The following is a 25,199-nucleotide window of genomic DNA, read 5'->3' on the forward strand; positions in this document are numbered from 1 at the left end:
TCCTGAGCCAGGATCAAACTCTCCAATAAAGTATTGAAAAGAGCGATAAGCTCATTTTGAAACTGACGAGATTAAAAATCTCATTTATTTTGCTTCGAAATCATACAGTCCGAAGACATGTACCGATTTCTCAGCGTCGATCTTGCAAGCAAGATCGTTACTCACTCGTTGTTCAGTTTTCAAAGATCAAACTTGATTTGTGTCACTCTTTTTCGTCTCAACCGTGTTTTCGGCGGCGACTTAAATAATGTAACACATTTCGTTTATTTCCGTCAAGAACTTTTTTTAATTTCTTTTTGAAGCTTTTAGTTCTTCACTAATTCCTATGCAGAATTTATCATTTGTTGACGATAAGCTCGTTTGAGGAACGAAATATAATGTATCATATTTCCTGAATAGGAGTCAACCTCTTTTTATAAATTATTAAACAAACAAAAAAGGAAGGTTTCCCCTCCCACTTTATAATCCATATAACGTCAGGCTTCACGAGTAATTACGCCTACATCCAATAGCGAATTTCCCGTCCATCTCCTCCTATAAAGGATGGCCATCCTGCCGATTCTTTTACTATAGATCGAAACACCAGCTTACGAAGGATGAGCGGCAAATCCTCCCGTACAAATCTCAACTGTGGATGATGGACAAGTTCATCTATACTCCACGGTTCCCTTCGACTTCCCAGCACACGCAGAAGTAAGCCGGAGCAATCACTCATTTTGGACATCACTGAGAATTCACAAGCAAGCAGCACAAGCTCGACTCTCTGTTCCAGCGTCTCCGAGCTTACTGTAAGCTCCTGATAGAGCTTCCACAAGGCACGATCCAAACTCTGCACATGTGTCCAGACGGCATGATCCGGGTAGATTCCCTGTTCAATAAGTACAATCCTAGCCCAGTTCCCCAGAGCTTCAAGCACATTGTAATAGGCATCAACAACATGACCCTCTTGAATGTAACGTTTAGCTTCCACATACATCCTCAAAAAACTGGCGAATTCATGGAGCAGCTTTTGCTCGCGTAACTCGGTTCCAAAAGCAGATAGATCCTCTCGCAAAGCGCTCAAGGCGTTATCCGCTTCCCAAATGATCTCACCTTCAATCAGACACTGCATGATGTTATTGTTATCGCCCGTAATTACACTGCTCTGCAGCTCATGACGGCTGACATAGATCATTTGATAACGAAGATCACCATATTTGTAGTGTCCAACCTTAGATATCAACTGGTCGGTATTATGCACAACAAGTACGAGCAATTCAAAATCCTGGATTAGGGAGCCGTGGAATCGATCTCCCGGGTGGGAATAAGCGATAGCCCCAACTGCCCCTGTCTCTTCCGACTGTTCGGACAAAAAAGCAAGGTTCTTTAGTTCCACGATTCCCTCCATACAATTCATGGCAGATAAGCGCCAAGTCAGTTATAATGTAATTCTACATGCAGATTGAAGTTTCCTTCTTATCCAGGTCCGATACTACTCATACGATAGGAGCATTTTTCATGATTTTTAAATCAGCAAAAATTAATGCTTTTCGCACTTGGGGACTACTACTGACCATGCTAGGCATGGGCCTAATGGTACTGGGAACGGCCGGAATTGTGTTCTGGGGACACGCAGGCAAAGTGTTTGCCGCTGTGGGACTCGTCATCGGCCTGATTGCCATGATGGCTAGTCTGGCCATTTATTTCTGGGCCGGCATGCTTTCCACAAGCGCAGTACAAGTGGACTGTCCGGAATGTGGCAAGTTAACCAAAATGCTCGGCAAGACGGATCGTTGTATGTTCTGTCACACCATCCTTACCCTGGACCCTAATCAGGCCAATACAACCATTTCACAACTGAAAGCGCATTCCACACCTCCATCCCCTTCCGACACAGATCATGGCATAAGTTCCAACAGCTAGATGTTCTTTTCATCAAAGCCCAGAGACAGAAAAAAGGCCCGGTATCTTCACCGGACCTTTTTTTGAATTTCAGAAAGACTTTTAAATGAATTAATATATAAGTTCAATTGAGCTATTTCATGTTTATTTTGAATACCCTGCCTGTTTTAGCGTCTCCCATGCCGACGCATCGGCGAAGCTTCGATTCCATGCAGCTACTCCACCCAATTTCAACGAAGCAACCAAATCAACACGTGCCTGAAGCGAAACGGCATCTTCTATCCAGATTTTCTTGGTGGCCCCATCCTCGGAATATTCCACATAATTCTGTCCGCTTTGTTTATCCAGAACAGGTTTGAGTTTCTTTTCCTTGATTAGGTCTGATACAGTGCTCATACCTACCGCTTTGGAAGACACTTTCACTTCGCCTTGATCATTAGTCTCTTCCGTCCAGATTCGAGTATATAGCGGCACAGCCATAATCAATTTGTTCGATGGTACTTCATCCTCTTCCAGGATCTTTCTCATAGAAGACTCGGTCCAAGGAAGCGAGGCAACCGAACCGGCCTTTGGACTCGCAGCCCAGTGCTCGTCATACGCCATAACGACAATATAATCGGCAAAAGAGCCTAACGAGCGACGATCCAGAAAAGCAGACCACATCTCGCTGTTCGATTTCGGCGTCACATCAACCGAGAGCATCAAGCCATGAATACGCGCCATCGCCTTGATTTCGCGGACAAATTGAGTGATATTCGGTCCATCGTCTGTATAGACGTTCTCAAAATCAATGTTAATGCCGTCCAAATGATAAGTCTGTGCATAATCCAGCATCTGCTCAATAATATGCGTACGTGTCTCATATGAGGCCACGGCTTCTTTCGTAATATCCGGATCAAAGCTGTTATCCATCAAGCCCCATACTTCCATGCCGGAACGGTGAGCCCAGTTGACGTATGCTTTATCCCCTTTGCTTTTTACGTTGCCCTGTCCATCTGTAATATGGAACCATGTGGGGCTGACCACATTAACTCCAGGCATCTTACCAATTGAAGACACATCAGGCTGTCGATTGTATACGGCTTCCCAAACCAGGTTGACCGGTTTATTCTGCCACTTTTTCTCCGCTGCGGTCAGGGTGAATTTGGGCTTGTCCAGTTCCTTTTTATCCGTAAGAGTGACATACTTATTAGCCACATAACCGGCATACCCATTATCCAACTGAACAAAGCTCTGGTCATCACCTGTCTGCCATACCCTTACTCGTGCGTCCTGCTCCATATCAGCAATGATGGGAGAAGATTCTCCCCCACGCTTGTACAGCGGAACTGTTTTGTCCGCCTTGGAAGACAATGTATTAATCTCCGCATACTGAATCGTGTCACCTCCACGCATCAGCAGAACGGCACCCGTTGTAACATCTTCCTGTATAGCTATCCCATATACTTCTTTCAATGGTTTGAGCGGAATATAAGCTTCTCCCCCAACCACCTCCGGTTTAACTGTCATGGGATAATCCCGATGATTAAGCTCCGCCTTCGTACTGCCTTCCTTCATATGGAGTACTCGCTGCGGTGTTGCAATAATGATATCACCTGTGTCAGCTTCATAACGTATTCCGGGATCAATCGCATCTTGCAGCACCGATACGGGCAATTTAAGCTGATCTCCCGTTCCTGACGCCTCACCGTCCATCAATTGTCCGTCCACAAAAATAGGTTGATTCATGCCAATCCAGTCAGGGTCTTCATGAATCTGATTAAGCCAAACATTCGTTATTAGCCAATAAGCACCGCCTGCGACAACACAGGCAGCCAAAAATCCGGGCCAGAACGAGCGGCGCTTCTGACGTGTATATCTGCTTTTTCTACTCAAACGTCTACCTCCGTTAATCATGCTGAATCATGAAATATCTAACCTGCTGAGACTATATACATTCTATCGTCCTAAAAACAAAAAACGTGAAGAATCCAAACTGAATTCTGCACGTTAATATTGTAATTCAACTCTCTTAATCCCTGCAACTTTTACAAACGCCATAAACTTCCAATCGGTGACCATGTACTTCAAATCCTGTACTTGACTCCGCCTGGAGCTCCACGCTTTTTAGCGAAGGATAACTAAAATCTTCAATCTTGCCGCATTTATCACAGATAACATGGTAATGATCCGTCACATTGGCATCGAAGCGACTTGAGTTATCGCCGTATGTCAACTCCCGGACCATGCCCGCTTCCAGAAACATCTTCAAATTGTTATATACAGTCGCCACGCTCATACTGGGAAATTGGGGTTCAAGCGCACGGTAAATTTCATCGGCTGTCGGATGCCCCATGGATTCCATTAGATAGTTCAATATGGCATGACGCTGGGGTGTAATACGGACACCGGTCGTTTTCAGATGCTCCAACGCATGTTGGACACGTGTTGCCATAAAACCCACCGCCTTACCTTTCATTACTCTGCAGAGACAACATGTATGATCACATATTCTCTTCATTCAGAGTTGATCCTCGGCTGGAACAACGACATTACATTTTCCCTGCCGTGTAACCTTGCCAGTTTATATTTATTGTACGGCGATTGCAAGTTTATTGTCAACGCGCCAGTCAGGGAACTTCAGACGTTTGGTCTTGGGAATTCTGTCCTTCTTCGGTCATTTGTTCCAAGTCATCTTCCGTATCTTCCGAATCTAGTGAATTTGTTCCAACAGGAGGCACTGCAGGATTACGATCAATAGTAAGGTCACTGTTACCTTCAACTTTAACCGTATACTCGCCTTCACCAAGCTGGCCCTCAATCGTTTTATTCTTCACTTTAAACGGCAGATCCGTTTGCAGATCCCCATAACTGCTGGAACCACTGAGGCTATAATCCCCCCGCTCCGGAATCAAAATGTTAATAGCACCTACAGCGCTATAAACGTCCCAGTCACCGCCTACTTTGGCGGATACAATGCTTATGCTGCCATTGAGGGATTGAGCCTTGACTGCCAAACTTGCGCCGTCTACATTGATATTTCCGTTTCGGGTATCCGCTGTGATCTCTCCGACAGAGTCCGTGATACTGATACTTCCGACTTGTGTAGTCAGGTTCACATTTCCAGAAACCCCGCGGGCCTTCATGTCCCCTCGATTACTGTTCAAGTCCACATTTCCGATTGCATTGGCCACAATGACATCGCCATTCAGCGTTTTACCGGAAATATCACCTACGGCATTCGTAATTCGTATCCGTCCATTTCCGGTCTCAGCCAAAATGGTACTGATGGCCTCCGGACGATTCAACAGTATGGCTCCATTGGACGTTCGAATATCGAGATTGAAACGACGATCATCCGGGATCGTTATGGTGATATTCATCCGCGGTTGTGTTTTCTCGTTCTCTCCATACGTTTTGCCTGTAGTCTTGATATAAATCACTTTTGTCCCGTCTGCCTCAACAAAGGAAGCGTCCGCCACTGCTTTGGCCTGCACTTCAGTTGTCTGATCGACCCAGACTACCGTGCGCACCTCAATCTCTTCCGTGTCCCCCCGCTGTACCGAGATATCCCCGTTCACTCCCTCAACGACAAGGTCCGACGTATCCATACCTACAGGCACCCGAATCGTGCCCTTATCTTCCATATATCCTGCTGCCTGACTATAGTCCATGGATGCCGATCCCAGATTAAGACTCACCCTGTTCCACAAATGCATATAGTGATCCTGCTCTGAAACGATAAATACAGAAGCCGTCAGTAAAAGAGAGGTCAGGATGCCTTTAGCATCGGGTCTAAAGCGCATTTTAATTTTCTCACCTTGGTTGTCTGAAGCTGCATTCCCTCTTCTACGTGTCAATAAGAACAACAGTATGTATTCCACACCTAACACAACGAGCAAGAGGGGCCACCAATCGACCATCTCATATACATAGTCCGTTCCCCACCGTTTATCCAAAATCAACAGCACACCGACAGCTACGATTAAGGCGGCAGCCGTATAGCGGCCGACCCGGACTTTGCGGTTCATGGCTATCCCTCCTTGAGTAGTTCACACTAGATTTTCTTCTTGCGAAACATGACCCAGATCTCCCGTCCAAAAAGGAGGAGTCCTCCTGCGATCATGAGAACAGCTAAAGTGTATGCACCATACACAGCGATTAGCTCTTTGAACCAACGCGGTTTGCGAAAGAACAATACCAGCAGCGATCCTCCTACAATCAGAAGCAGTCCAAACGAAATGCCTCTCTCCCACACCATCATAGCTTCCCCGGCAGAACGTTCGTTAGGGATGGGCTTGTCCGAGGTGTTGTGAGTAACCGCTCTTCTTCTGCGCATCATCACCCAGTCTGCAGATTGCAATACATCGAATACATTGTAAAAGTAAATCACTGGAATAAACAGCGCCAGCAAAATAAGCAATGGTACATTAATCTGTATTCCAATGGTTGAGAAGTACAAAAGTGCTGACAGGTCCAAAAGCACAAGCATCATGAATGTCAGACCTCTCATGTATAATCGGAGATAAATATGACCCAGACCTGGAATAACCGCACTTAGCAACCCGGCAATAAACTTGTGAGTCCGATTTCGGACAGGTTTTCCTCGCGTTCCGCTGGAAGTATTGTTCGACTGACGTTTCCGTTTCATAAACGACTCCTTTCTTAATGGTTAACGTTCCCGCTCTTCATGCATTTGGTTAGATAGTACCCTAAAGAGCCGGGAGAGTAACTGGAAGAAATATGGTTATGAGCAAAAACCCTCCGGCACTAAAGGCCTCAGAGGGTTTAATTCATTTATTCGACCGACACTTTCGTTACATGTTCCCACTGTCTTAACTTGGATACGAGTTGCACTGCACTCAATTCATGTGGCATGTAGACATGCAGCACAATTTCAATTTTGCGTTCAACCGATATCATTTCTGCATAAGCCAAATCCTGTTCATTAACCGTTATTTTACGGATTTTGATCTTTTCCTGCTCCATAAATGAAGATACCTGTTCCAGAAAACCGGGCTCAGATAAGGTATGAAGTGTAACGACATGCAGTTTGTTTCCCCGTATATACCTAAGCTCCAACTTGTTGAATACCCAGAGGTTAAGCAATACCAAGACGGTTGACACGATGGAGGCAAAAAAGAATCCTGCGCCTGTTGCCAGTCCGATGGCTGCCACAACCCATATGGAAGCTGCCGTTGTCAGACCGGTAATCGACTTGCCGGTAAAAAGAATCGTGCCCGCTCCGAGAAACCCAACGCCGGTAATAACAGCTGTAGCCAGTCGTGCCGGATCAATCCTTACGTTTAGTTCATTTGCAAAATCTTTAAAACCATAAATAGACAACATCATAATCAGTGCAGATCCAAGGCATACCAGAATATGGGTACGCAGACCGGCAGCATGATTGGAACGCTCCCGCTCCAGGCCTACAAGCCCTCCAAGCAGCATAGCCAGTAATAATCGCAATAAAATGTGCCACTCATCTATCAACCAGGGATTGCCCAAAGCCGGTATTCCTCCTCCAAGTTGTTCACATCATTAATCTTTATTCTTATGAAATGTCGTTAATTCCACTCCTGGTGCAATCTGCACAACATCCACGGGCTTAAAACCGAATTTGGTATATAATTTCACGGCCGGCTGGTTCAACGTTCCTGTGGAAACAATATAACGCGGAAGATCCGGATGCTGTTCAAACACATACGTCATCAAAGCAGCAGCAATCCCCTTACGAAAATGATCAGGATGCACCATCATGCGTGTGATCGTCAACGTATTGATCTCTTCCTCGTCCACTGCGACCGCACCAAGCAATTCGCCATCCGTGTCCAGATAGCCATAAAAGGTCTCTCCACAGTTCTCCAGCGTCTCCATCGTATCCATTAAAGGTGGAATTTCCTGAAAACCAATGATTTCGGCTTCAAGCCGATAAGCTACATGCTGCAGTCGCCAGAGCTGCCCTACTGTCTCCAGATCATTCAATGACAAAGATTGAATCTTCATACTCCTCATCTCCTTCGTACGTGCATTGAAATCCAGGACAATAAAATCAAACATGTGCCCCTAACAAAAAGAGGCTGTCACAGGGACGAGCCTCTTTCTGTCCGGCCTCACCGGATTGATTAGCGGTTCAGTACTTCTGTAAGCAGTTGATTGGCTAGTCCCGGATTGGCTTTGCCTTTGCTTTCTTTCATGACTTGACCAACGAGGAAACCAATGGCCTTCTGTTTACCAGCTTTGTAATCTTCCACGGATTGCGGGTTGTTCGCAACAACCTGCTCCACAATGGCAAGAATGGCACCTGAGTCACTAATCTGGACCAGACCTTTTTCTTCAACAATTTGCTGTGGAAGCTTGCCGCTCTCGAGCATTTCCTTAAATACCGTTTTGGCGATTTTACTGTTAATTGTACCTTTTTCAAGCAGTCCAATCATCTCACCCAGACCTTGGCCAGTCAGCGGCACCTGAGTCAATTCGAGGTTGCTGGTATTCAAGTAACCAAGCAAATCACCCATAATCCAGTTGGATACGGCTTTGGCATCCTTGGTGTATTTCAGACTGTCTTCAAAAAGATCAGCGACCGCTTTGGATGAGGTAATAACCTCCGCATCATAATTAGGCAGTCCATAATCAGCGGTATAACGGGCTTTACGCTCGTCCGGAAGCTCCGGTATGGAAGCTCTGATCCGTTCTTTCCAGGCTGCATCGATATGCAGCTTTACCAAGTCAGGGTCTGGGAAATAACGATAGTCATGCGCTTGCTCTTTACCGCGCATCGACAGTGTTTTCCCTTGAGCCTCATCCCAGCGACGAGTCTCCTGAACCACTTCGCCGCCGTCGTCCAAAATTTCCGCTTGGCGGAATTGTTCATATTCCAGACCGCGCTGAACGCCACGGAACGAGTTCATGTTTTTCAGTTCGGCTCTCGTTCCCAGCTTCTCCTGTCCATGCGGACGCAAACTAATGTTGGCATCACAGCGCAGTGAGCCTTCTTCCATTTTCACGTCGGATACATCACAGTACTGCATGATCGCACGCAATTTCTCCAGATATGCACGAGCTTCTTCCGGAGAAGAAATCTCCGGTTCGGAGACAATCTCCACCAGCGGAGTACCAACACGGTTGAAATCGACCAATGAAGCATAGCCACCGTCAACGTGGGTAAGCTTCCCTGCATCTTCTTCCAGATGAAGACGCGTAATGCCGATTCGCTTCGTTTCACCGTTGACTTCAATATCGATCCAGCCGTTCTCACCGATCGGTTGATCGAATTGTGAGATCTGGTAAGCTTTCGGAGAATCGGGATAGAAGTAGTTTTTGCGGTCAAACTTGCTGACATCCGCGATGGTGCAGTTAAGAGCCATGGCTGCTTTCATCGCGTAATCTACAGCTTGGCGATTCAATACAGGCAATACGCCTGGATGTCCGAGACAGACCGGACAAGTATGTGTATTGGGCGGAGCTCCAAAGGCAGTGGAGCAGCCGCAAAAGATTTTGGAGTTTGTATGCAACTCGACATGGACTTCAAGTCCAACGACCGTTTCATATTTAGATGCGGACATTTCTATATTCCTCCGTTCCGGGCAGTCTACAGCTGCGGACGCTGCTTGTGGAATTCCGTATTTTGTTCAAACGCATGCGCTACGCGCAGTACGGTCGTTTCATCAAAAGCTTTACCGATAATCTGCATGCCGACAGGCAGTCCATCCGAGAATCCACATGGGATGCTAACTGCAGGTACACCAGCCAGGCTGACCGGAATGGTCAGAATATCGTTGAGATACATCGTAAGTGGGTCATCGACTTGGGAACCGAGTTTAAATGCCGTTGTTGGCGCAGTTGGTCCAATAATGACATCATATTTGGCAAATACGTCGTCAAAATCCTGTTTGATCAACGTACGCACTTTCTGAGCTTTCAAATAATACGCATCGTAGTAACCCGAGCTGAGCGCATAGGTTCCAAGCATGATGCGTCGTTTCACTTCAGGACCAAAACCTTGACTACGGGATTGGTGGTACAGATCCAGCAAGTTTTCCGGATTGTCTGCACGAACACCATAACGCACCCCGTCGAAACGAGCCAGGTTCGAAGAAGCCTCCGAGGAAGCGAGCAGATAATAGGTAGCCACCGCATATTCGGTATGGGGAAGGGATACTTCTTCCCATGTTGCGCCGAGTCCTTCGAGGACTTTCAGGGCAGACAGGACGGTTTCTTTAACTTGAGGATCAACGCCTTCACCTATGTATTCCTTCGGAACTGCAATGCGAAGTCCTTTGACATCCCCGGTCAGTCCGCTCAAATAATCCGGGATATCCACTTTCGCGGATGTCGAATCTTTGGCGTCATAACCAGCAATGGCTTGCAGCACATAGGCAGAGTCCTCTACATTTTTCGTCAAAGGTCCAATCTGATCCAGGGAAGATGCGAATGCAACCAGACCAAAGCGGGAAACGAGTCCGTAGGTCGGTTTCAAGCCAACAACGCCGCAATAGGAAGCAGGCTGTCTGATGGAGCCCCCTGTATCTGATCCCAATGTGAAATAAGCTTCACCTGCCGCAACAGCCGCAGCAGATCCACCACTTGAGCCGCCTGGAACACGATCGAGTGCCCATGGGTTACGTACAGGGTAGAAGCTTGAATTTTCATTGGAGCCGCCCATGGCGAATTCGTCCATGTTCAGCTTTCCGATCGTCACGGTATCCGCCGCTTTCAGCTTCTCGACAACGGTTGCATCATACACCGGGTCGAAGTTGCGTAAAAACTGGCTGCCGCATGTTGTGCGCAGTCCGTTCGTAACGATGTTGTCCTTAATGCCGACAGGCAGACCGAAAAGCAAACCTTTCTCCTCGCCGCTGACGAGTCGATCATCCAGTTGACGTGCACGAGCACGTGCCTGCTCCTCATCCAGTGCCAGAAAAGCCTTAACCTTTTCATCCCGTTCACCAATGTTCTGATATGCCTGATTCACCAGATCGCTGACCGACAGCTCCTTGGCGTGCAGCTTGTTATGTATCTCCGGCAACGATTGTTCAAATAAACTCACGTAATTCGTCCTCCTTCCGGTTATCCGTTATTCCATTACAGCAGGCACTTTGAATTGCCCGTCTTCTTCTTCTGGTGCATTACGCATGACCTGTTCAATCGACAGACTTTCTTTCGTCTCATCTTCACGCATCACATTGCTGACGTGCAGCACGTGAGTGGTCGGCTCAATGTTCTCTGTATCCAGTTCATTCAGCTTCTCAGCATATTTTAAAATCGCGTTCAGCTGCCCTGTCAGGGTCTGCTCTTCTTCCGCAGTCAAATTAAGCCGGGCCAGCTTGGCCACATGCTGAACGTCATTATTCGAAATACTCATTTCCGGATGCCTCCTTCATTCGTTCTAATTCCTGAAACCGCCGAAAACGAATCGTTCGTTTAACGGGCTAAAGTCCCAAGATAACTTTTTTCATTATAGGTGAGATAGTTCGACAATTCAATGCAAATGACCCGAGTTACCGAATATGCAAAATAACCCCACAACAGCAGAGTCGTCCTTTAATGCATATTTCAAAACTTAATGAGCTGAATATTCACACGCATAACCAGGATAATGAGGAGTCTCAACGTTCATATGTTCCAATCTAATCAAAAAAGAGCCGGCATCAGCCGACTCTTAGAATTCTAAATCCATGCGCGCAGGTTAACCTGCTTTATAAAATCCGCCTGTGACATAACATCGTTCGCGGTTTCCTCTTCCTCTTCCACAGCTTGAAAATCTCCGTTCATCAAATGATGAAACAGTTTCTCATTGTGTGTCGCAAGGGCGTAATCTATCAACGCTTCTCGCTCGACCCGCTCAGCTTCCTGCTTCAGCAGAACCTCTTCTAGATCGACGTCGCCGGATGGAACAAAAAAGTTCCGATTCACCTGCGGCACTCGAAGCACGTAATCGAACGCATTGTCCGGATTCCGGTCATAAGCGATGATGAAACCATATTCCCCCACAGGAAGATTCTGCTCAAACGCATCCGCGACGATGACAACCTTCTCTCCTAATCGCAGCATCGTCTAACCTCCTGGTAGTCTATCTTTTTATTATTTGTATAGTCTACTAGAAAAGAATAGCGATGTCTACGATTACTAGAATTAAACAAAACATTTGTGCAAAATCTTTTTTCCAAACCATAACTCTATCATTTGTCCGATGTTTACTTAGAAGGTCTGCGATCTGCTCGCACCACAATGAACCAATATATGATCAAAGGCGTTGGGAATCCCGTGATGCCCCACAATCCCCATAACCAAGGGAAACGGCCACGCCTGCGTGCATCCTGAAAGATCCACGTTCCCTGTATTAGCAAAAGAACGACAATCAGAATAAGCTATACGAGTGGAAGCTCATTTAAAGAATCATGCAGATCAGCATCCATGACGAAAAGGCAGACGAGCCATCGTATCTATGAATATTTTCCATACATTAAACATGGTATCCTGCACCGTCTCCTCGGCAACGTTGGGGTCCATCGTTACTTTGACAAGATACTTATACACAAAGGCGTAGTGACGCTGCAGCAGTTCTGCCAGTGCACTGTCATCCCCCTGTATCGCTCTCTGTACCTCTTCCAGTTCGGCTGCCTCCATCTGCATTATCACCTGCTCTCCGCTCAGTCTTATGTTATTACGACAGGCTCTGCAGAAACGTTCAATTCAATCCGAAAAAATAGCCGACAATTTCCCGGGCAATCAGACTTCATTTCGGTAATCTTGCAGTTTGTCGAACCACGGTTGGTTGCGGGCTCCGTCGCTTAATAAACGACTTCTCCATATATTTTGCTGTTGATCCTTGATTGGATTCATCTCATTATTCATGTGCTTATGTAGTTGAGGATGCTGGGTAATTGCTTCTATTCTGCCACTTTCCATTGCTCGACGGTTTTCTTCAATGATCAGATGCTCGGCACGTTGTCCTAACTGAATCACTCGCTTTTTCTCCACTGCTAATTCCTCGCTCTCATTAGACGATCTTCTGTAGATCCTTGTCAACGATCTGTTGTATGTAGGTTTAAACAGATGTAACTTTAATAAAAAAGTGGCTGAAAACAAAAAAAGAACGCAAACCGGGTATAGACCACAGTCTGCGTGCTTCGCAAGTTAGGGTGTTTCTTTGTACTGCTTCAGTTAGATGGTGCGTTAACGCTTGTAACAACTAATTGCTATTCTAATGAAAAAGTTGTCACTTGTCCAGACTTTCTTCACATAAATTGTCGGATCATCTTGCAGACACGTAAGGATTGTTTTTCTTCTCATAACCGATTGTCGTTTTGGGACCATGACCTGGATACACTTTAACCTCATCCGCGAAGGTGTATAACTTGTTCTGGATTGAATCAATCAGATCCCTTTCACGGCCTCCGGTCAGATCGGTTCTGCCTACACCCATGCGGAACAGAACATCACCTGCAAACAGATCCTCGCCACACAGCAGACTTACACTGCCTGGGGAGTGTCCCGGTGTATGGTACACTTTGAACGTATGACCAATAAAGTTCAGAGTCTGCCCTTCGTCCATGGCATATTCAGCTGGATCTGTTGAAAGCGGCGGTGTAGCCTGCGGCCAGTTCAAAGAACCATTCAATTTCGGCGTCGTGAGCCAATCACTCTCCAAGTCATGCAAATAAACAGGACAGCCTTTCAATTTGCGAATTTCATCCACGCCGCCCATATGATCAAAATGCGCGTGAGTGAGCAGGATCGCTTCGATCTCCAGGTCCTGAATGGCTTTGAGTAATGGGCCCGGATTCATTCCCGGGTCAATGATTACGGCTTTACTTGGATCATCACCCTGCAACAGATACGCATTGGTCTGGAGCGGTCCCAAAGAAAATGTACGAATGTTAAGCATATCGGCTCAGTAACCCGAAATCAGTTCACGCAACTCACGAATAATCGCTGCATTTGACTCCGTTCCTTCCCCATAACGTTTACCAATCTCTTGACGTGCTACAGCCAAATTATCCTGATAATCTGCTGCTTCACGGTCCGGGTTGAGACGTTTGAATTCAACCATAACTTCCTGCACATGTTGCGGACGCGGTCCCCATTGGCCCAGTACATGTCCGCCTGTATCTGCAAAAATAACGACAGGGACAGAGCGTCCGCCCATCGTAAGGAACTCATCCATCACTTCAGGGTGATTTTCCAAGATAAGAACTTCTGTCGGAATGCCGGAGATTTCCAGCGCCTGGAACACGACCGGAACATTGCGTACCACGTCGCCACACCAGTCAGCAGCCAAAATTAACACACGCAAATCATCGCGGTGATTCAGGCTTTCGAAAAATTCACGATCATCCTCGCTTGGCCATACAAAGCTGTCATAGTTTGCCTGAAACTCACTTTGGTTCTTCGTCATGCTCTCAATGAATTCTTTCGGTGGCAGACCTTTGCCGAATTTGTGAGACAAGTTTGGTTTCCCCATAACTAGACACTTCCCTTCTTTTTACGAGCATTCATCCATTTAATAAGTACATAAACAATCATAAGTGCGAGAGCAACGAGCAGAATCGGCATAATATAAGGTGCCGCTTTCTCGTTGATATGTTGCCATTGATCTCCAAGTATCATCCCTAAATATATAAACAATGCAGACCAAGGTATAACAGCGAGGGTTGTCAGCAAAATAAATCGACCCGTATGCATTTTGGATATACCGGCAGGAATCGATATGGCATGTCTTACGACCGGAACAAAACGCGCCGTGAAAATAACACCTGTCCCATACTTGCGGAACCACTCTTCGGAATGGTCGATGTGCTTTTTCTGGATCAGTATGTATTTTCCGTAGCGTTCAAGTACAGGTCTTCCGCCATAACGGCCAATCCAGTAAATAAATAGCTGGGCTATGACACCGCCCACGGTACCAAAAATCAATGCACCGAAAAAATTAATATGGCCTTGTGAAACGAGAAAACCTCCATATGCCAGTACAATTTCACTCGGAATAACTTCAAGCATCAGTCCAAGCATAATTCCAAAGTATCCAAGACTCTGGATCCAATCGAATAATTGATTGACAATGTTATGAATAACGTCCATCTCGACCCTCTTTCTTCATCCTGATTGGCAGTGCCCTTCCGCACCATGGATGTTCGTCCCTATTTTATCACAGGCCTCTAGCTGTTGCTACTTCACCCGTTTGGGATAGTGTCCCGCTGGCAGCCGTTTGCATATGGTATCGGGAGAGGAGCGTGAGAAGATGTCATTCAAATCAGCACCCGGCACTCCCCCGGTCAAACATAACACCCCAGGCCAGAAACTGCCTTCTGCCCGTGGGATTCGAAGAGCATGCAGCAAAGAGCTGTATCGAACAGCCAAAAAGCTAAAGGTATATATCTCCCCCGAGCTGATGAAGCAGGCGGAAGAATTGTATTATGGGAAGGTCATCACCAATCTGCTGTGGATCGGAGAAAATCGGGATAATCGCAAAAAATTATGCGAATGGTGGAACGCGGATGTCAGCTTAGAGATTGCGGCTCTATGGGGTGTAGAGGTAGAACCGCTGCAAGCTGCCTTTAAGAATGCGTTTGGCGGATATCGCTTGTAGGTTGGGAGGAATGAACAGGTAGACGAACAGCTTATGGTGCAGCATATTGCTTGATTTTGAATTGAACATGAAATTAAAGCGTAAGACAATACTTTCGTTGGATTCATGCGAGATCGTTCACGCCGTTAAATGTTGAATCATTGTTTTGGATTTCGTTCACCATCGGCGTTGCGTGAGGTCAGATAGTCAGGGACTCTTTCGGGTCACCTCTGAAGCAAGTGGACCAAAAGCAAGGAGGCGCAAATGATTCCCATAACGTAATGCTTCTTCTCCAAGCCCAAAACGTCGATCATTTCTATCCTTCTCTGATGCTACTTTTTCGGCCAGTTGTCTGTAACGTTCATATATCCTTACTCCAGCAGCAGCGGTCTGCCTTCCTCGTTCAGCATACCCTGACGCCAGTTCCCTCCGTGATGCCTGTTCCATCCAATACAGGGCTTGGGACTGGCTGGACGCGTCAAAACGATTCTGGGCCAGGCCTTGTTCAAAATATTTCCCGGCCGACTCTCCTCTACCCGATTGAGCGGCTAACCGCCCCAGCTCTCCGTAGAGTTGGGGTGAAACAGGGGAAAAGGACAAGCTATGCACCAATATGGAGTCAGCCTTTTTCGCTGGAAGCGTACGGGACAGGGAGATGGCGATATCCGGTCTGTAGGGGTTGAACTTGTACGCCGCAGTAAGCAGAGCTTTTCGTTCAGCACCTCCTGTATCTTTTGACATGGCTAGACGATATTGTTGTTCTGCCGCCACTTGTTGTCCAGCAAGCCAGACTGTGCCGCCAAGCCAAAACATGACGAACAGTCCGGTTAATATCCGTTGAGGCCATGGGCTTAACGGACGGAGAAAACAAGACCGTTGTGGGTCAGCCACGGATTCCTGAAGAGTTGGCGACGAGAGAGCCCAGCCCCCGAGCCAAATGAACAGCATCCAATTGAAGGTGAAGCTCCAGTCAAAGTCCATAGCGCCATGGAGGCCAAAAACAATAACCGAAGGCAGCAGGTGAGGTGCATGCCTCCACATCGTTCGCAAGGTGGAAAAGAACCATCCGGCGATGAGCAGCAACCCGATCACGCCTGTATCGAGGGCGAGATCAAGGAAGCCGTTGTGGACCTCGCCTCCGACATACGGCGAGGATTGGATGGCGCGAAACATGTTGCGCCATGTCTCTCCCCCGTGGCCCAGCCATGCGGCCTCGGTCCAGAGCTTCAGGGCGTCCCGCCACATCTGGAGGCGGGACAGCCCTGTGCCGACACCAGCCGCCATGCGGTCGGCGGTGGAGGCCACGGCCACAGTGGCGGCGGCGACTCCCGCCAGCACTGTGGCCGTGAGGGCAGCGGCGCGCGTACAAGCGCCGCTGTGCCACAAACGGCACAGCAGCAGCGTGCCGAGCAGCGCAGCTGCCCATGCCCCGGCCAGTGCCAGCAGGCCGGGCACGGGTGCAGGCGCCAGCTGGGCCGCAGCCAGCTGGCGGTAGAGCCAGGCCGCGCACGCCAAGGGCGCGGCCGTGGCCAGCAGCAGCGGCAGGCGGGCACCGCGCCGCTGCAAAGCGAAGGCGGCGACCGCGGCGCAGCCGGTCGCCAGCCAAGCGCCGCGCGACTCGCTCAGCAGGAGCGCGGCTTGCGCGGGCATGAGCGGCAGTGCTGCCGCGATGAGCCGCCCGGCCGACAACGGCCGGGCCATGGCGCGCGCGGCGGCAGCCAGCCGCTCCAATGCGTACATGCCAACAATGGCACCGTACGCATTAGGGTACTGCAGCAATCCGCCGAGCCGGGCTCCAGCGGAGCTGATCTCGGGGTCAGCGGTTCGCATGACCCCATAAGGCAGCGGCAGCACACCGCACGCGGCTAGCACTCCGCTTAGAACAAACAGGCCGCCTGCCAATTGCCAGCCACAGGCAAACCAACGCGTTCCGTTCGCGCGTGATGCCAGTATGACGGTTAGCAACGCAAATATCGCCAGAAGGCTCCAGCGCAGCATCTCATCCAAGCTTCCCTGTACGCTGACAGAGCCCATCCATACATGCAGGCCAAACCAGACTGCCATAGCCAGGGGCCAAAGCATCCAGCCGAAATGAGCATGCTGCATAATGGCCACATATAGTTGTTTGAGGTAATCCAACCACGGAGAAATCCCCAGCTGCCCGCTCGTCTTCGGTGCATTGAAGCACATAATAAACAAAACAAACCAAATAAGTACACTGCCTGATGCCATCAATACCATAGGATATATGTCTGTAGCATAAAACAATCCCCTACATAGACATCCTGCCAACAGTAAAGCCACTGCAATTAAACCAAGAACTGCCGTTAATGCCGATTCTGAACTGCACTTGGCTTTCTCATCTGATTTCCCTCCCTTCATGCGTCCCTCTCCTTTCTCCTGACTTCTTATTCTTCTTAATTAATTTCAATCAAAAAAAAGACAGAAGCCCCATTAGGGTCTTCTGCCTGATTACATGCCTTTGGCACATTATATATATTTTCACGGGACCCTCTTATCAGTATGTCCCGTCAACGGCGATGGCAGACGAACTGCATCGTCTCAAAGGATCAAGCAACTCAATCATATATCTATCCTTTTTACCATCTGACGTCAAACGTTATCCATCACACTTCATTTTTCCATAAGCATCCACATTCAACAGTGATCACAGTGGCTGGCATCTTGGGTGACACCTTTGGTCGATTCCCCATTTGAATTCTCCTGGCTCGCATCTGCCCCTTGGTTCGGTGCAGCTTCTTTCAGCTTGCCACCACCTGGGAGCAAGTCCGCACAAGCCCGCTCCAAATAAGGATCTGCGTGAATGAAATCACGGAATGCGGTATATTCGTTCCACATGTCAGCAGTCTGCCCAGCCTGGCCTCGTACGGCACGGATTAAAATATTTTTCGGCGTATGCTCCATGTCGATAAATTCAAGCAGCTGCGTTTTGTATCCCATCAGATCGAGCAGCTTGGCCCGAATGGCATCGGTTGCCAAAGCGGAGAAACGTTCCTTCAGAATACCGTGTGACAACAACGGGTTCATCACGTTGGATTCAATCTGATCAAATAGCTCATGCTGACAGCACGGTACAGACAGAATGACCGAAGCGCCCCAACGAACGGCTTTCTCCAAAGCAGCATCGGTTGCTGTATCACAGGCATGCAGCGTTACAACCATATCCACTTCATTCAACTCGTCATAGTCAGCGATGTCTCCAACGAGGAACTTCAGGTCACCGTAATGCAATTTGTTTGCCAGATCATTGCAGTGTTCAATAACATCGGCTTTTAAGTCGAGGCCAATAATTTTAAGCGATCTGCGCTGCTGTACGGACAAATAGTGATATAAAGCAAAGGTGAGATAAGACTTCCCGCAACCAAAATCAACAATGGTAAGTGGACGGCCCTCCGGCAGATGCGGGATGACGTCCTGAACCATTTCGAGGAAACGGTTGATCTGTCTGAACTTGTCGTACTTGCGAGCCAAAACGCGGCCTTCCTCGCTCATAATCCCCAGCTCGACCAGGAACGAAACGGGAACTCCATCTTCCAGCACATATTGCTTTTTGCGATTATGCGAGAGGTCCACCGCAGTCTTGGAAGGCGACTTGGTCAAGATGGACACTTTATATTTTTTGCTGATCAAAATTTGATAGTCTGCGTCTGTAGTACAGAGCAGTCCTTGACGAAACGTCTCTTCGCATAGCAAAGTCATGCGCTCTGCCGCTTCATCCGGAGTCAAATTCTCGTGCAGCACTTTGTTGGTATAATGAAATGCGAATTGATAATGAAGCTGATTCTTGAGCGTTACCGGCTTGACTTGCACTTTCGTATACGAGACATTGTCCCGTCTGCGCAGCTGGCTCCAGGTCGCTGTAATCAGCGAATTCTGTTCAAAGATGTCTTGTATAAGCTTTCGCAATGAATCCACGGGGGTACATCTCACTTTCGATTTGGTTTGGTCAACCGTTACCATACCACAATTCCGTTCCCTCTCCAAGTGAACGGCGTATTCAATCGGTTTATCGATTTAGCTCGGCAAGCCCCTCTTCCACTTCCTCACGGGGTAAACCGCCTTCCTGAAGTTGCTGATCTTCAAGCCTCATTAATCTTTCATAGAATGCCTGCACATCATCACGATATTGAATGAGATGTTCATCACCCACCTGCAGAAGTCTGTACCAGCTATTCTCAGCCTGATCATAACGCCCCTGCTGTTCACGATACAGGGCAAGCTGCTTTTCCGTTCGTGCCGGAAGTTCGTATTGTTTCGTCTGCTCCAATATTCCCTCCACACGATCTGGTGCATCCAGCAGCTTCGGATTAGCCCCATGATTCAGTGCGTACAGGTAAAAATGAAGTGATCTCATCAGACGAATGAGTGCTTCATCCTCTGAATCCATTTTTTCCTGGTCATCTATGCCCTCTACTTTGGCTTTTTCATTATAAATGTACGCCTCTTCTTCGATCAGCCTGGCGGCTTGTTGCAGATTGTCCACTTCAATGACGCCGCGAAAACGGAACATTTCAATGACATCCTCGGCCGGCAGTGAGTTCAGCAGAGATAAATTCAGTCCAAACTGCCTGCGCAGCAGCTCGTCCAGCTCGGACAGAGCCTCCGTGTGTTTTCGCTGTTGTTTGAGTGTAAATACTTTGCCGATCGCTTCTGTCATTTCCTCCATCATGCGGAGCAGATAATCTTTCCTGAACATGCTATGTGCCCCCTCATCGTTCGATCGTGTACCTTCCAGTTTCACTTGCATGATCCATTCTCATCATTTTAATTCATGCCATGACAAAAAGCCAAAACATGGTCTAATGGCTCTCCCCATGCTCTGACCCTGAACAAATAAAACCCCTGCCGTTCTGGAACGAACGTTGCAGGGGTTTAGCAAGGTACCGACTTCCGCCAAGGAGGCGAAATGATCCGATACTCTATTCATGTTCCATTATTATTTCGATAATCCCGTCAAAAATTGTTTAATGACCTGAATTAATTCTTCCGGAGCTTCATACATGCTCATATGTCCTGCTCCAGAAATCACGGCTTTTGTAATATGTGGCTTGTCACTTGTAAATGTACGTTCCGGCGGAATGACAGCATCCTTCTCTCCGGCAACCAGCAGGACAGGAAGCGGTGTAGCAGACAATACATCACGGCGGTCCGGACGTTCCCGCATAGCCAGTGCAGCTCCAGTTGCCCCTTGCGGTGCAGTCTGGTAACCGATTTCCTTCACACGTGTCACTAGCGTCGATAGCGATTCCACATGTTCTGGTGCAAACAAACCGGGAACCAGCCCATCTACAAAGTGAACAATGCCTTCCGTCTGAATGGTGGATACTGCGCGAAGGCGTTTTTCCTTACCCTCCTCACTATCCGGATACGCTGTGGAATGAATCAAGCCGAAGGCATTCAATCGTTCTGGGTGGCGCTGTGCAATAGAAAGTGCGATATATCCGCCCATGGAGTGACCGAGCAGGACAGCCTTATCTACCTTTAGCTCGTCCATTAATTGCAATACGTCGTTGCCCATCTGATCAATCGTATAGCTACCTACAGGCGCGTCCGTTTTGCCATGTCCACGCAGATCGGGTACGATGCAACGATAGCTGCGTGCAAGCTCAGGCACCACTTCATCCCAGTAGGATGAACTGCCGCAGTATCCGTGGAGCAAAATGAGTGCTTCTCCCTTACCCTGTTCGGCATAACAAATCGTCGTTCCGTCACACATCACTTTTTCCATATAAATCCCTCTCTCTGCGCGAATTAAATTAATTCAAGTTGTATATTATTAAGCCCGCATATCATTAATGAAACGTTTATCTGTATTTCACTGCTTCGGCGACCGCCTCTGCAATCGATCTGGACATGCCCATAACGAAATGAAGCGAGGTCATCTGTAGAATGGAATAAGGTCTCGGTCCATTAGCGTTCACTACAACAGCCACGCTGTAATGACCAACTGGCGGCAGCTTGCCTCCAACCGATTTTGCCGGAATCAGTGGATGTTCTGCAAGATAGTATGTTCCTACTGCCTGTTTTGGACCCAGACAAGCATCTATAGCAATGATGGCATGATGTGACGGGACAAGCGCCAGCCTCTTCTCCAGCGTATCCGCATCGCAAGGAGAAGACAGAGTCCCTACAACGTGATTTACTCCGGCCTCCTGCAGCAGACTGCCTGTCAGTGGGCCCAGTGCATCTCCGGTGGAACGGTCTGTCCCGATACAGACAAAGGTGATTTCATCCGGTGAATGAAGCTTATAGATGTGCTTGAAAAATAATACCAAGTCTTCTCCCTGCACATTTTGGCGGGCTTCCCTACTTTGATGACGAACCAATTCCCGCTTATATACGGCCAATCTGTTACCTCCTTTACACATGTACTTCCAACCTGAGGCTCTATTGTTATATTCCTCATTTTACCCGATGCTTGATTTCGTCGCAAAAGCATTGGCCTGAGCCTGTCCAATCATGATACAATGACAACAGTTTCCGATACGGAAGGGATGGACATAACGATGGATTTAACGCAAGCAACCGCAGCCAACATGGAATATATGATTGAAGCAATCAAAACGAAGTTGCGGATGGCCAGTGGAGCTGCCATGCAGGCTTCGTCTTTCCCAATTGAGAAGTATGAAGATTTGTTTGATCTGTATGAAATGGTCCTAAGCAAGGAACATCTGAGTATCTCTGAAGTGGAAGCTGTCGCTTCCGAACTGGGTAATCTCCGCAAATCCTAGGGCGGCATCGCCCAGCAAACTTTGAGTGACTCTTTTACGAAGGTATCTACAACAAGCCGTACAAAAAGGACCTGTTCTCCACATCACAGTGGAGACAGGTCCTTTTGCAGTTGTTTTTGGTCAAGGCAAATCCACCAATACAAATTCAGCCGTCTCGCTGCCTGTACCTGTAATTTGCAGATCACAGCTTTTGCGGATTCGTGCAGCATCACCCGGCTTGAGATTGAAATTGCCGTCTGAACATACAATCTCGATATGGCCACTAATCAGGAAGAGATGTGTACGCCGATCTTCATGTTGAGGGTACATTAATTTTTGACCGGATTCCAGATGGGATAGATAACAAGTTACATCCTGTGAAATAGGCAATGCTCCCTCGGCTCCTTCTCCCCCTTGCCCCGATACAATCGGACAAAGACGGTTCAGATGCTCCTGAGCCTCTACACGACGATTAGTATACGAGGGCTTCAGCATGCGCTGGGATGGCAGGAACCACATCTGTAGAAAGCGTACCGGTTCATCCTCGGACGGGTTAGTCTCTGAATGCTCTACGCCGGTGCCCGCACTCATGACCTGAACCGTTCCCGGTTCCAACAATTGCTCCGTTCCCATACTATCCGTATGTTTCAACGTACCTGATATGACATAACTAACAATCTCCAAGTCATGATGTGGATGTCGCTTAAAGCCTTCCTGCGGCATCAGTGTGTTGTCATTATGAGCCAAAAGACAGCCAAAATGGGCATTGCTTGGATCATCATAGTCCGCAAAGGAAAAGCTGAATTCACTGTGTATCCAACCTCGATCCGACGTGTGCCTTTCTTCCGATGTCACTACTTTAATCATGTTCATCCACCTCCAAGGGTTTAGAGCTGCCGCACTTTCGCAGCAGTTCTTGCGTGTATATTTAGAATTCTATAGATCAATACCAGTTGGTATGTCATCTTTACCCGTGGTCCGGGAATTCTAATCACGCCCCTTGCATATGGTTATACGCTTTCTTCAGGTGAGTGAAGCTTGAATTCGCTCTCTGCCCGCCCTACGACTTTACCTGCGTCGTTCCGAATGTCAGGTGGATATACTTCTGCCAGTCGTTCGATGGTTTTCCGATTGCTGTAGCCAATCTGCTCCAGAATGGATTGGGCAATATAGGCCCATTCTTCTTCCGAACCATCAAGCACTTTGAACGTAATTCCGAGGCGTTCCTTTTTCAGGGCAAAACCAAATACACCCTTGAAGCCACCTTTAGCTACAATGTTGCTGTCTTCCAGCAGCACGGAATCCACACGCTGCGTTCCTCCTACCATTAACGGATATTCGTTCATGGCTCCAGTAATGGTCTCTACCGCGGAACGTGTAGACAGGTCCTCGATCAGATCCGGGCAAGCCAGCTTCAGATATGCGTTCGACAATGCCGACAATGGCAACGAAAATACCGGAAAGCCGCAGCCATCCGTCCCAAGTTTAATCTCTTGCTGTTCAATCCCTGCCATATAGGCCATGGTCTCCAGAATTTCACGCTGTACCGGATGTTCTGGCTCTGCATAACTTCCCAAATCGGCCTGTTTCATCTGAGTGTATGCGAGAACGCCCAGATGTTTGCCGGAGCAGTTGTGGAGGATACGACGCTTCTCTCCTTGAGCACGCAGCCATTGATTCCGGCTTTCTTCATTGAGTGGGTAACTCGGTGCGCAAATCAAGCACTCTTCACCCAATCCTATTTTGCTTTTGATCTGTTCCAGCACCTGAATATGCATCGGTTCGGATCGGTGCGAGGAAGACATGATCGCAATCTCCTGAGCTGTCAGTCCATAATGTCCGGCAATACCGGCACGAATCCCCGGAATGGCCTGAAAAGGCTTGGCAGATGAACGGGTAAACGTTCTAAAATGTGGGTCTCCGGCTGAATATACAACATTGCCGTTCTCATCGGTAATGCTTATGTGTCCGTAATGGGCGCATTCCATAACGCCCGCACGGTATTCTTTAATTAACAGGGCACTCTCCATGCGAGTTCTCTCCTTTATACTCCCGAATTCATCTCTGCTTTGCGTCACGACGCCGCATGGGATATCTTAAATAGTATAGTACAAAAGCGACGTTTTTACAGTTTTTTCGACAGACATTTCGGGTAATCCTTTATCAATCTTTATCTACCTACTACCATTACTGAAGGAGATACTTATTTATGCTGCGCAAAACGCAATTACCCACTTCCGGGTTAGCTCGCAAAACTTCAGTACGTCCACTGCTCAATTGGGCTGGTGTTGGAATTATAGCCAGCGTTTCGGTCGTCTTCTTGCTGGCGGCTCTGGGAGCATTGCTGGGTACCGATGCTATCCTTTCATTGGATGACCGTATCCAGCAGTTATTTTATCTGAACTCGGATTCACGTCTTCATCTGCTGCCTTTCATCTCATTCATTACTGCGCTCGGTTCTTTCAGACTTTCTGCCATCGCAGCTATCGGTTTTTCCATTCTATTCTTGTGGCAGCGCCGTCCCCGTTTCCTCATATATGGATATGCGTTACTCAGCAGTTTTGCCATGATGTGGATTCTAAACACCTTATTGAAGGAAATATTCAGGCGCAGCAGACCTGAGCTGGAACATCTGCTCGTTGTTCATGGATATAGTTTTCCAAGTGGTCATGCGATGATCTCGATGGGGTTTTACGGTATGCTCTTTGTCATCTGGGCGATTGAACGACATCAACGTTTGTCTGGCGTTGCACTGCCTGTCTTTTGCGGAATCACATTTATATTCCTGGTCGGCCTCAGCCGTATCATGCTGGGTGTACATTTTCCAACCGATGTTTTCGCTGGATTTGCTGCTGGACTGGCTTGGATCTTCTGTATGATTAAAGGGATTCAACGTTCCGTCTGAATTGTACTATCCTACAATTTCCAGTACATTTCTCCCCACATTGATTGTTTCACCTTGAGGCACGGCGTTTATATACGAAGTAAGCAAACGCGAACAGACACTATCCTACATCAAGCATAAAGGAGGCGGTTGT

At 47.8% G+C, this 25,199-nt stretch carries 27 protein-coding genes; 4 read left to right on the forward strand and 23 right to left on the reverse strand.

Going from position 1 to position 25,199, the window contains the following annotated elements; all coding sequences use genetic code 11:
• Positions 1 to 499 precede the first annotated feature (499 nt).
• Complete coding sequence (locus BMW94_RS17975) at positions 500 to 1,375, reverse strand: nucleotidyltransferase-like protein (protein ID WP_254790280.1); 876 nt, start codon at positions 1,373 to 1,375, stop codon at positions 500 to 502.
• A gap of 122 nt (positions 1,376 to 1,497) precedes the next feature.
• Between BMW94_RS17975 and BMW94_RS17980 the strand changes: the two genes are divergently transcribed.
• On the forward strand, positions 1,498 to 1,902 hold the full coding sequence (locus BMW94_RS17980; protein ID WP_091000389.1) for a YgzB family protein: 405 nt from the start codon (positions 1,498 to 1,500) through the stop codon (positions 1,900 to 1,902).
• 123 nt (positions 1,903 to 2,025) lie between these two features.
• Here BMW94_RS17980 and BMW94_RS17985 read toward each other — a convergent pair whose 3' ends face one another.
• From BMW94_RS17985 to BMW94_RS18060, 15 genes are all read right to left on the reverse strand, one after another.
• Positions 2,026 to 3,756 (reverse strand): glycosyl hydrolase family 18 protein, encoded by a 1,731-nt coding sequence (locus BMW94_RS17985; RefSeq protein ID WP_091000390.1) that lies wholly within the window; start codon positions 3,754 to 3,756, stop codon positions 2,026 to 2,028.
• Positions 3,757 to 3,892: 136 nt separating this feature from the next.
• Positions 3,893 to 4,315 (reverse strand): peroxide-responsive transcriptional repressor PerR, encoded by a 423-nt coding sequence (gene perR, locus BMW94_RS17990; RefSeq protein WP_024631328.1) that lies wholly within the window; start codon positions 4,313 to 4,315, stop codon positions 3,893 to 3,895.
• A gap of 175 nt (positions 4,316 to 4,490) precedes the next feature.
• Positions 4,491 to 5,891, reverse strand: coding sequence for a DUF4097 family beta strand repeat-containing protein (locus BMW94_RS17995; protein ID WP_091000391.1), 1,401 nt, complete (start codon positions 5,889 to 5,891; stop codon positions 4,491 to 4,493).
• Between the two features lie 26 nt (positions 5,892 to 5,917).
• Positions 5,918 to 6,511, reverse strand: a complete 594-nt coding sequence (locus tag BMW94_RS18000) for a hypothetical protein (RefSeq protein ID WP_091000392.1) — start codon at positions 6,509 to 6,511, stop codon at positions 5,918 to 5,920.
• A 146-nt stretch (positions 6,512 to 6,657) separates the two neighbouring features.
• A complete protein-coding gene (locus tag BMW94_RS18005) occupies positions 6,658 to 7,368 on the reverse strand; it encodes an MgtC/SapB family protein (RefSeq protein WP_091000393.1) in 711 nt (236 codons plus the stop codon).
• Positions 7,369 to 7,401: 33 nt separating this feature from the next.
• Complete coding sequence (locus BMW94_RS18010) at positions 7,402 to 7,866, reverse strand: GNAT family N-acetyltransferase (RefSeq protein WP_091000394.1); 465 nt, start codon at positions 7,864 to 7,866, stop codon at positions 7,402 to 7,404.
• Between the two features lie 119 nt (positions 7,867 to 7,985).
• Positions 7,986 to 9,425, reverse strand: coding sequence for an Asp-tRNA(Asn)/Glu-tRNA(Gln) amidotransferase subunit GatB (gene gatB, locus BMW94_RS18015; RefSeq protein ID WP_091000395.1), 1,440 nt, complete (start codon positions 9,423 to 9,425; stop codon positions 7,986 to 7,988).
• A 26-nt stretch (positions 9,426 to 9,451) separates the two neighbouring features.
• Positions 9,452 to 10,909 (reverse strand): Asp-tRNA(Asn)/Glu-tRNA(Gln) amidotransferase subunit GatA, encoded by a 1,458-nt coding sequence (gene gatA / locus BMW94_RS18020; protein WP_090904740.1) that lies wholly within the window; start codon positions 10,907 to 10,909, stop codon positions 9,452 to 9,454.
• A 27-nt stretch (positions 10,910 to 10,936) separates the two neighbouring features.
• Complete coding sequence (gene gatC / locus BMW94_RS18025; protein WP_064640574.1) at positions 10,937 to 11,224, reverse strand: Asp-tRNA(Asn)/Glu-tRNA(Gln) amidotransferase subunit GatC; 288 nt, start codon at positions 11,222 to 11,224, stop codon at positions 10,937 to 10,939.
• A 305-nt stretch (positions 11,225 to 11,529) separates the two neighbouring features.
• Positions 11,530 to 11,913 (reverse strand): hypothetical protein, encoded by a 384-nt coding sequence (locus BMW94_RS18030; RefSeq protein ID WP_024631336.1) that lies wholly within the window; start codon positions 11,911 to 11,913, stop codon positions 11,530 to 11,532.
• 354 nt (positions 11,914 to 12,267) lie between these two features.
• Entirely contained in the window at positions 12,268 to 12,495 is a 228-nt protein-coding gene (locus BMW94_RS18040) for a sigma factor (RefSeq protein WP_091000396.1), read from the reverse strand.
• A 96-nt stretch (positions 12,496 to 12,591) separates the two neighbouring features.
• Positions 12,592 to 12,828, reverse strand: coding sequence for a hypothetical protein (locus tag BMW94_RS18045; RefSeq protein ID WP_091000397.1), 237 nt, complete (start codon positions 12,826 to 12,828; stop codon positions 12,592 to 12,594).
• Between the two features lie 289 nt (positions 12,829 to 13,117).
• Positions 13,118 to 13,750 (reverse strand): MBL fold metallo-hydrolase, encoded by a 633-nt coding sequence (locus BMW94_RS18050; protein WP_091000398.1) that lies wholly within the window; start codon positions 13,748 to 13,750, stop codon positions 13,118 to 13,120.
• A gap of 6 nt (positions 13,751 to 13,756) precedes the next feature.
• Complete coding sequence (locus BMW94_RS18055; RefSeq protein ID WP_091000399.1) at positions 13,757 to 14,326, reverse strand: thioredoxin family protein; 570 nt, start codon at positions 14,324 to 14,326, stop codon at positions 13,757 to 13,759.
• Between the two features lie 2 nt (positions 14,327 to 14,328).
• Entirely contained in the window at positions 14,329 to 14,943 is a 615-nt protein-coding gene (locus tag BMW94_RS18060; RefSeq protein ID WP_063566612.1) for an undecaprenyl phosphate transporter UptA, read from the reverse strand.
• Between the two features lie 160 nt (positions 14,944 to 15,103).
• Between BMW94_RS18060 and BMW94_RS18065 the strand changes: the two genes are divergently transcribed.
• The gene (locus BMW94_RS18065) at positions 15,104 to 15,451 is read left to right on the forward strand and encodes a dehydrogenase (protein WP_091000400.1); all 348 of its coding nucleotides are present in this window, start codon (positions 15,104 to 15,106) and stop codon (positions 15,449 to 15,451) included.
• 186 nt (positions 15,452 to 15,637) lie between these two features.
• Here the strand turns inward: BMW94_RS18065 and BMW94_RS18070 are convergent, their stop codons facing one another.
• The 5 genes from BMW94_RS18070 to yyaC form a co-directional block, all read right to left on the reverse strand.
• Positions 15,638 to 16,885 carry an O-antigen ligase family protein gene (locus BMW94_RS18070; protein ID WP_368086920.1) on the reverse strand — a complete coding sequence of 416 codons (1,248 nt, stop codon included), beginning with the start codon at positions 16,883 to 16,885 and terminating at the stop codon, positions 15,638 to 15,640.
• 1,203 nt (positions 16,886 to 18,088) lie between these two features.
• Positions 18,089 to 19,411 carry a class I SAM-dependent methyltransferase gene (locus BMW94_RS18075; protein ID WP_254790281.1) on the reverse strand — a complete coding sequence of 441 codons (1,323 nt, stop codon included), beginning with the start codon at positions 19,409 to 19,411 and terminating at the stop codon, positions 18,089 to 18,091.
• A gap of 46 nt (positions 19,412 to 19,457) precedes the next feature.
• Entirely contained in the window at positions 19,458 to 20,147 is a 690-nt protein-coding gene (locus tag BMW94_RS18080) for a DUF6483 family protein (RefSeq protein WP_091000525.1), read from the reverse strand.
• Between the two features lie 240 nt (positions 20,148 to 20,387).
• A complete protein-coding gene (locus BMW94_RS18085; RefSeq protein ID WP_091000402.1) occupies positions 20,388 to 21,179 on the reverse strand; it encodes an alpha/beta fold hydrolase in 792 nt (263 codons plus the stop codon).
• 76 nt (positions 21,180 to 21,255) lie between these two features.
• Positions 21,256 to 21,798: a spore protease YyaC gene (gene yyaC / locus BMW94_RS18090; protein WP_254790282.1), complete on the reverse strand. Its 543-nt coding sequence runs from the start codon at positions 21,796 to 21,798 to the stop codon at positions 21,256 to 21,258.
• Positions 21,799 to 21,957: 159 nt separating this feature from the next.
• Here yyaC and BMW94_RS18095 point away from each other — a divergent pair, with 159 nt between their 5' ends.
• The gene (locus BMW94_RS18095) at positions 21,958 to 22,182 is read left to right on the forward strand and encodes a DUF1128 domain-containing protein (RefSeq protein ID WP_091000404.1); all 225 of its coding nucleotides are present in this window, start codon (positions 21,958 to 21,960) and stop codon (positions 22,180 to 22,182) included.
• 120 nt (positions 22,183 to 22,302) lie between these two features.
• Here BMW94_RS18095 and BMW94_RS18100 read toward each other — a convergent pair whose 3' ends face one another.
• Together BMW94_RS18100 and BMW94_RS18105 are read right to left on the reverse strand one after the other, a co-directional pair.
• Positions 22,303 to 23,028, reverse strand: coding sequence for a pirin family protein (locus tag BMW94_RS18100; protein ID WP_063566607.1), 726 nt, complete (start codon positions 23,026 to 23,028; stop codon positions 22,303 to 22,305).
• A 143-nt stretch (positions 23,029 to 23,171) separates the two neighbouring features.
• Positions 23,172 to 24,191 (reverse strand): asparaginase, encoded by a 1,020-nt coding sequence (locus tag BMW94_RS18105; protein ID WP_091000405.1) that lies wholly within the window; start codon positions 24,189 to 24,191, stop codon positions 23,172 to 23,174.
• 179 nt (positions 24,192 to 24,370) lie between these two features.
• Here BMW94_RS18105 and BMW94_RS18110 point away from each other — a divergent pair, with 179 nt between their 5' ends.
• Positions 24,371 to 25,066 (forward strand): phosphatase PAP2 family protein, encoded by a 696-nt coding sequence (locus tag BMW94_RS18110; RefSeq protein WP_091000406.1) that lies wholly within the window; start codon positions 24,371 to 24,373, stop codon positions 25,064 to 25,066.
• Positions 25,067 to 25,199: the final 133 nt, after the last annotated feature.

Source organism: Paenibacillus sp. OK003 (genome assembly GCF_900109515.1).
GTDB lineage: Bacteria > Bacillota > Bacilli > Paenibacillales > Paenibacillaceae > Paenibacillus > Paenibacillus marchantiae.

Coding starts and splice junctions, on each gene's coding strand:
- BMW94_RS17980 (WP_091000389.1), top strand. CDS start 1,498: ATGATTTTTAAATCAGCAAAAATTAATGCTTTTCGCACTTGGGGACTA.
- perR (WP_024631328.1), bottom strand. CDS start 4,315: ATGGCAACACGTGTCCAACATGCGTTGGAGCATCTGAAAACGACCGGT.
- BMW94_RS17995 (WP_091000391.1), bottom strand. CDS start 5,891: ATGAACCGCAAAGTCCGGGTCGGCCGCTATACGGCTGCCGCCTTAATC.
- BMW94_RS18000 (WP_091000392.1), bottom strand. CDS start 6,511: ATGAAACGGAAACGTCAGTCGAACAATACTTCCAGCGGAACGCGAGGA.
- BMW94_RS18010 (WP_091000394.1), bottom strand. CDS start 7,866: ATGAAGATTCAATCTTTGTCATTGAATGATCTGGAGACAGTAGGGCAG.
- gatB (WP_091000395.1), bottom strand. CDS start 9,425: ATGTCCGCATCTAAATATGAAACGGTCGTTGGACTTGAAGTCCATGTC.
- gatC (WP_064640574.1), bottom strand. CDS start 11,224: ATGAGTATTTCGAATAATGACGTTCAGCATGTGGCCAAGCTGGCCCGG.
- BMW94_RS18030 (WP_024631336.1), bottom strand. CDS start 11,913: ATGCTGCGATTAGGAGAGAAGGTTGTCATCGTCGCGGATGCGTTTGAG.
- BMW94_RS18040 (WP_091000396.1), bottom strand. CDS start 12,495: ATGCAGATGGAGGCAGCCGAACTGGAAGAGGTACAGAGAGCGATACAG.
- BMW94_RS18050 (WP_091000398.1), bottom strand. CDS start 13,750: ATGCTTAACATTCGTACATTTTCTTTGGGACCGCTCCAGACCAATGCG.
- BMW94_RS18055 (WP_091000399.1), bottom strand. CDS start 14,326: ATGGGGAAACCAAACTTGTCTCACAAATTCGGCAAAGGTCTGCCACCG.
- BMW94_RS18060 (WP_063566612.1), bottom strand. CDS start 14,943: ATGGACGTTATTCATAACATTGTCAATCAATTATTCGATTGGATCCAG.
- BMW94_RS18065 (WP_091000400.1), top strand. CDS start 15,104: ATGTCATTCAAATCAGCACCCGGCACTCCCCCGGTCAAACATAACACC.
- BMW94_RS18075 (WP_254790281.1), bottom strand. CDS start 19,411: ATGGTAACGGTTGACCAAACCAAATCGAAAGTGAGATGTACCCCCGTG.
- BMW94_RS18080 (WP_091000525.1), bottom strand. CDS start 20,147: ATGTTCAGGAAAGATTATCTGCTCCGCATGATGGAGGAAATGACAGAA.
- BMW94_RS18085 (WP_091000402.1), bottom strand. CDS start 21,179: ATGGAAAAAGTGATGTGTGACGGAACGACGATTTGTTATGCCGAACAG.
- BMW94_RS18095 (WP_091000404.1), top strand. CDS start 21,958: ATGGATTTAACGCAAGCAACCGCAGCCAACATGGAATATATGATTGAA.
- BMW94_RS18100 (WP_063566607.1), bottom strand. CDS start 23,028: ATGATTAAAGTAGTGACATCGGAAGAAAGGCACACGTCGGATCGAGGT.
- BMW94_RS18105 (WP_091000405.1), bottom strand. CDS start 24,191: ATGGAGAGTGCCCTGTTAATTAAAGAATACCGTGCGGGCGTTATGGAA.
- BMW94_RS18110 (WP_091000406.1), top strand. CDS start 24,371: ATGCTGCGCAAAACGCAATTACCCACTTCCGGGTTAGCTCGCAAAACT.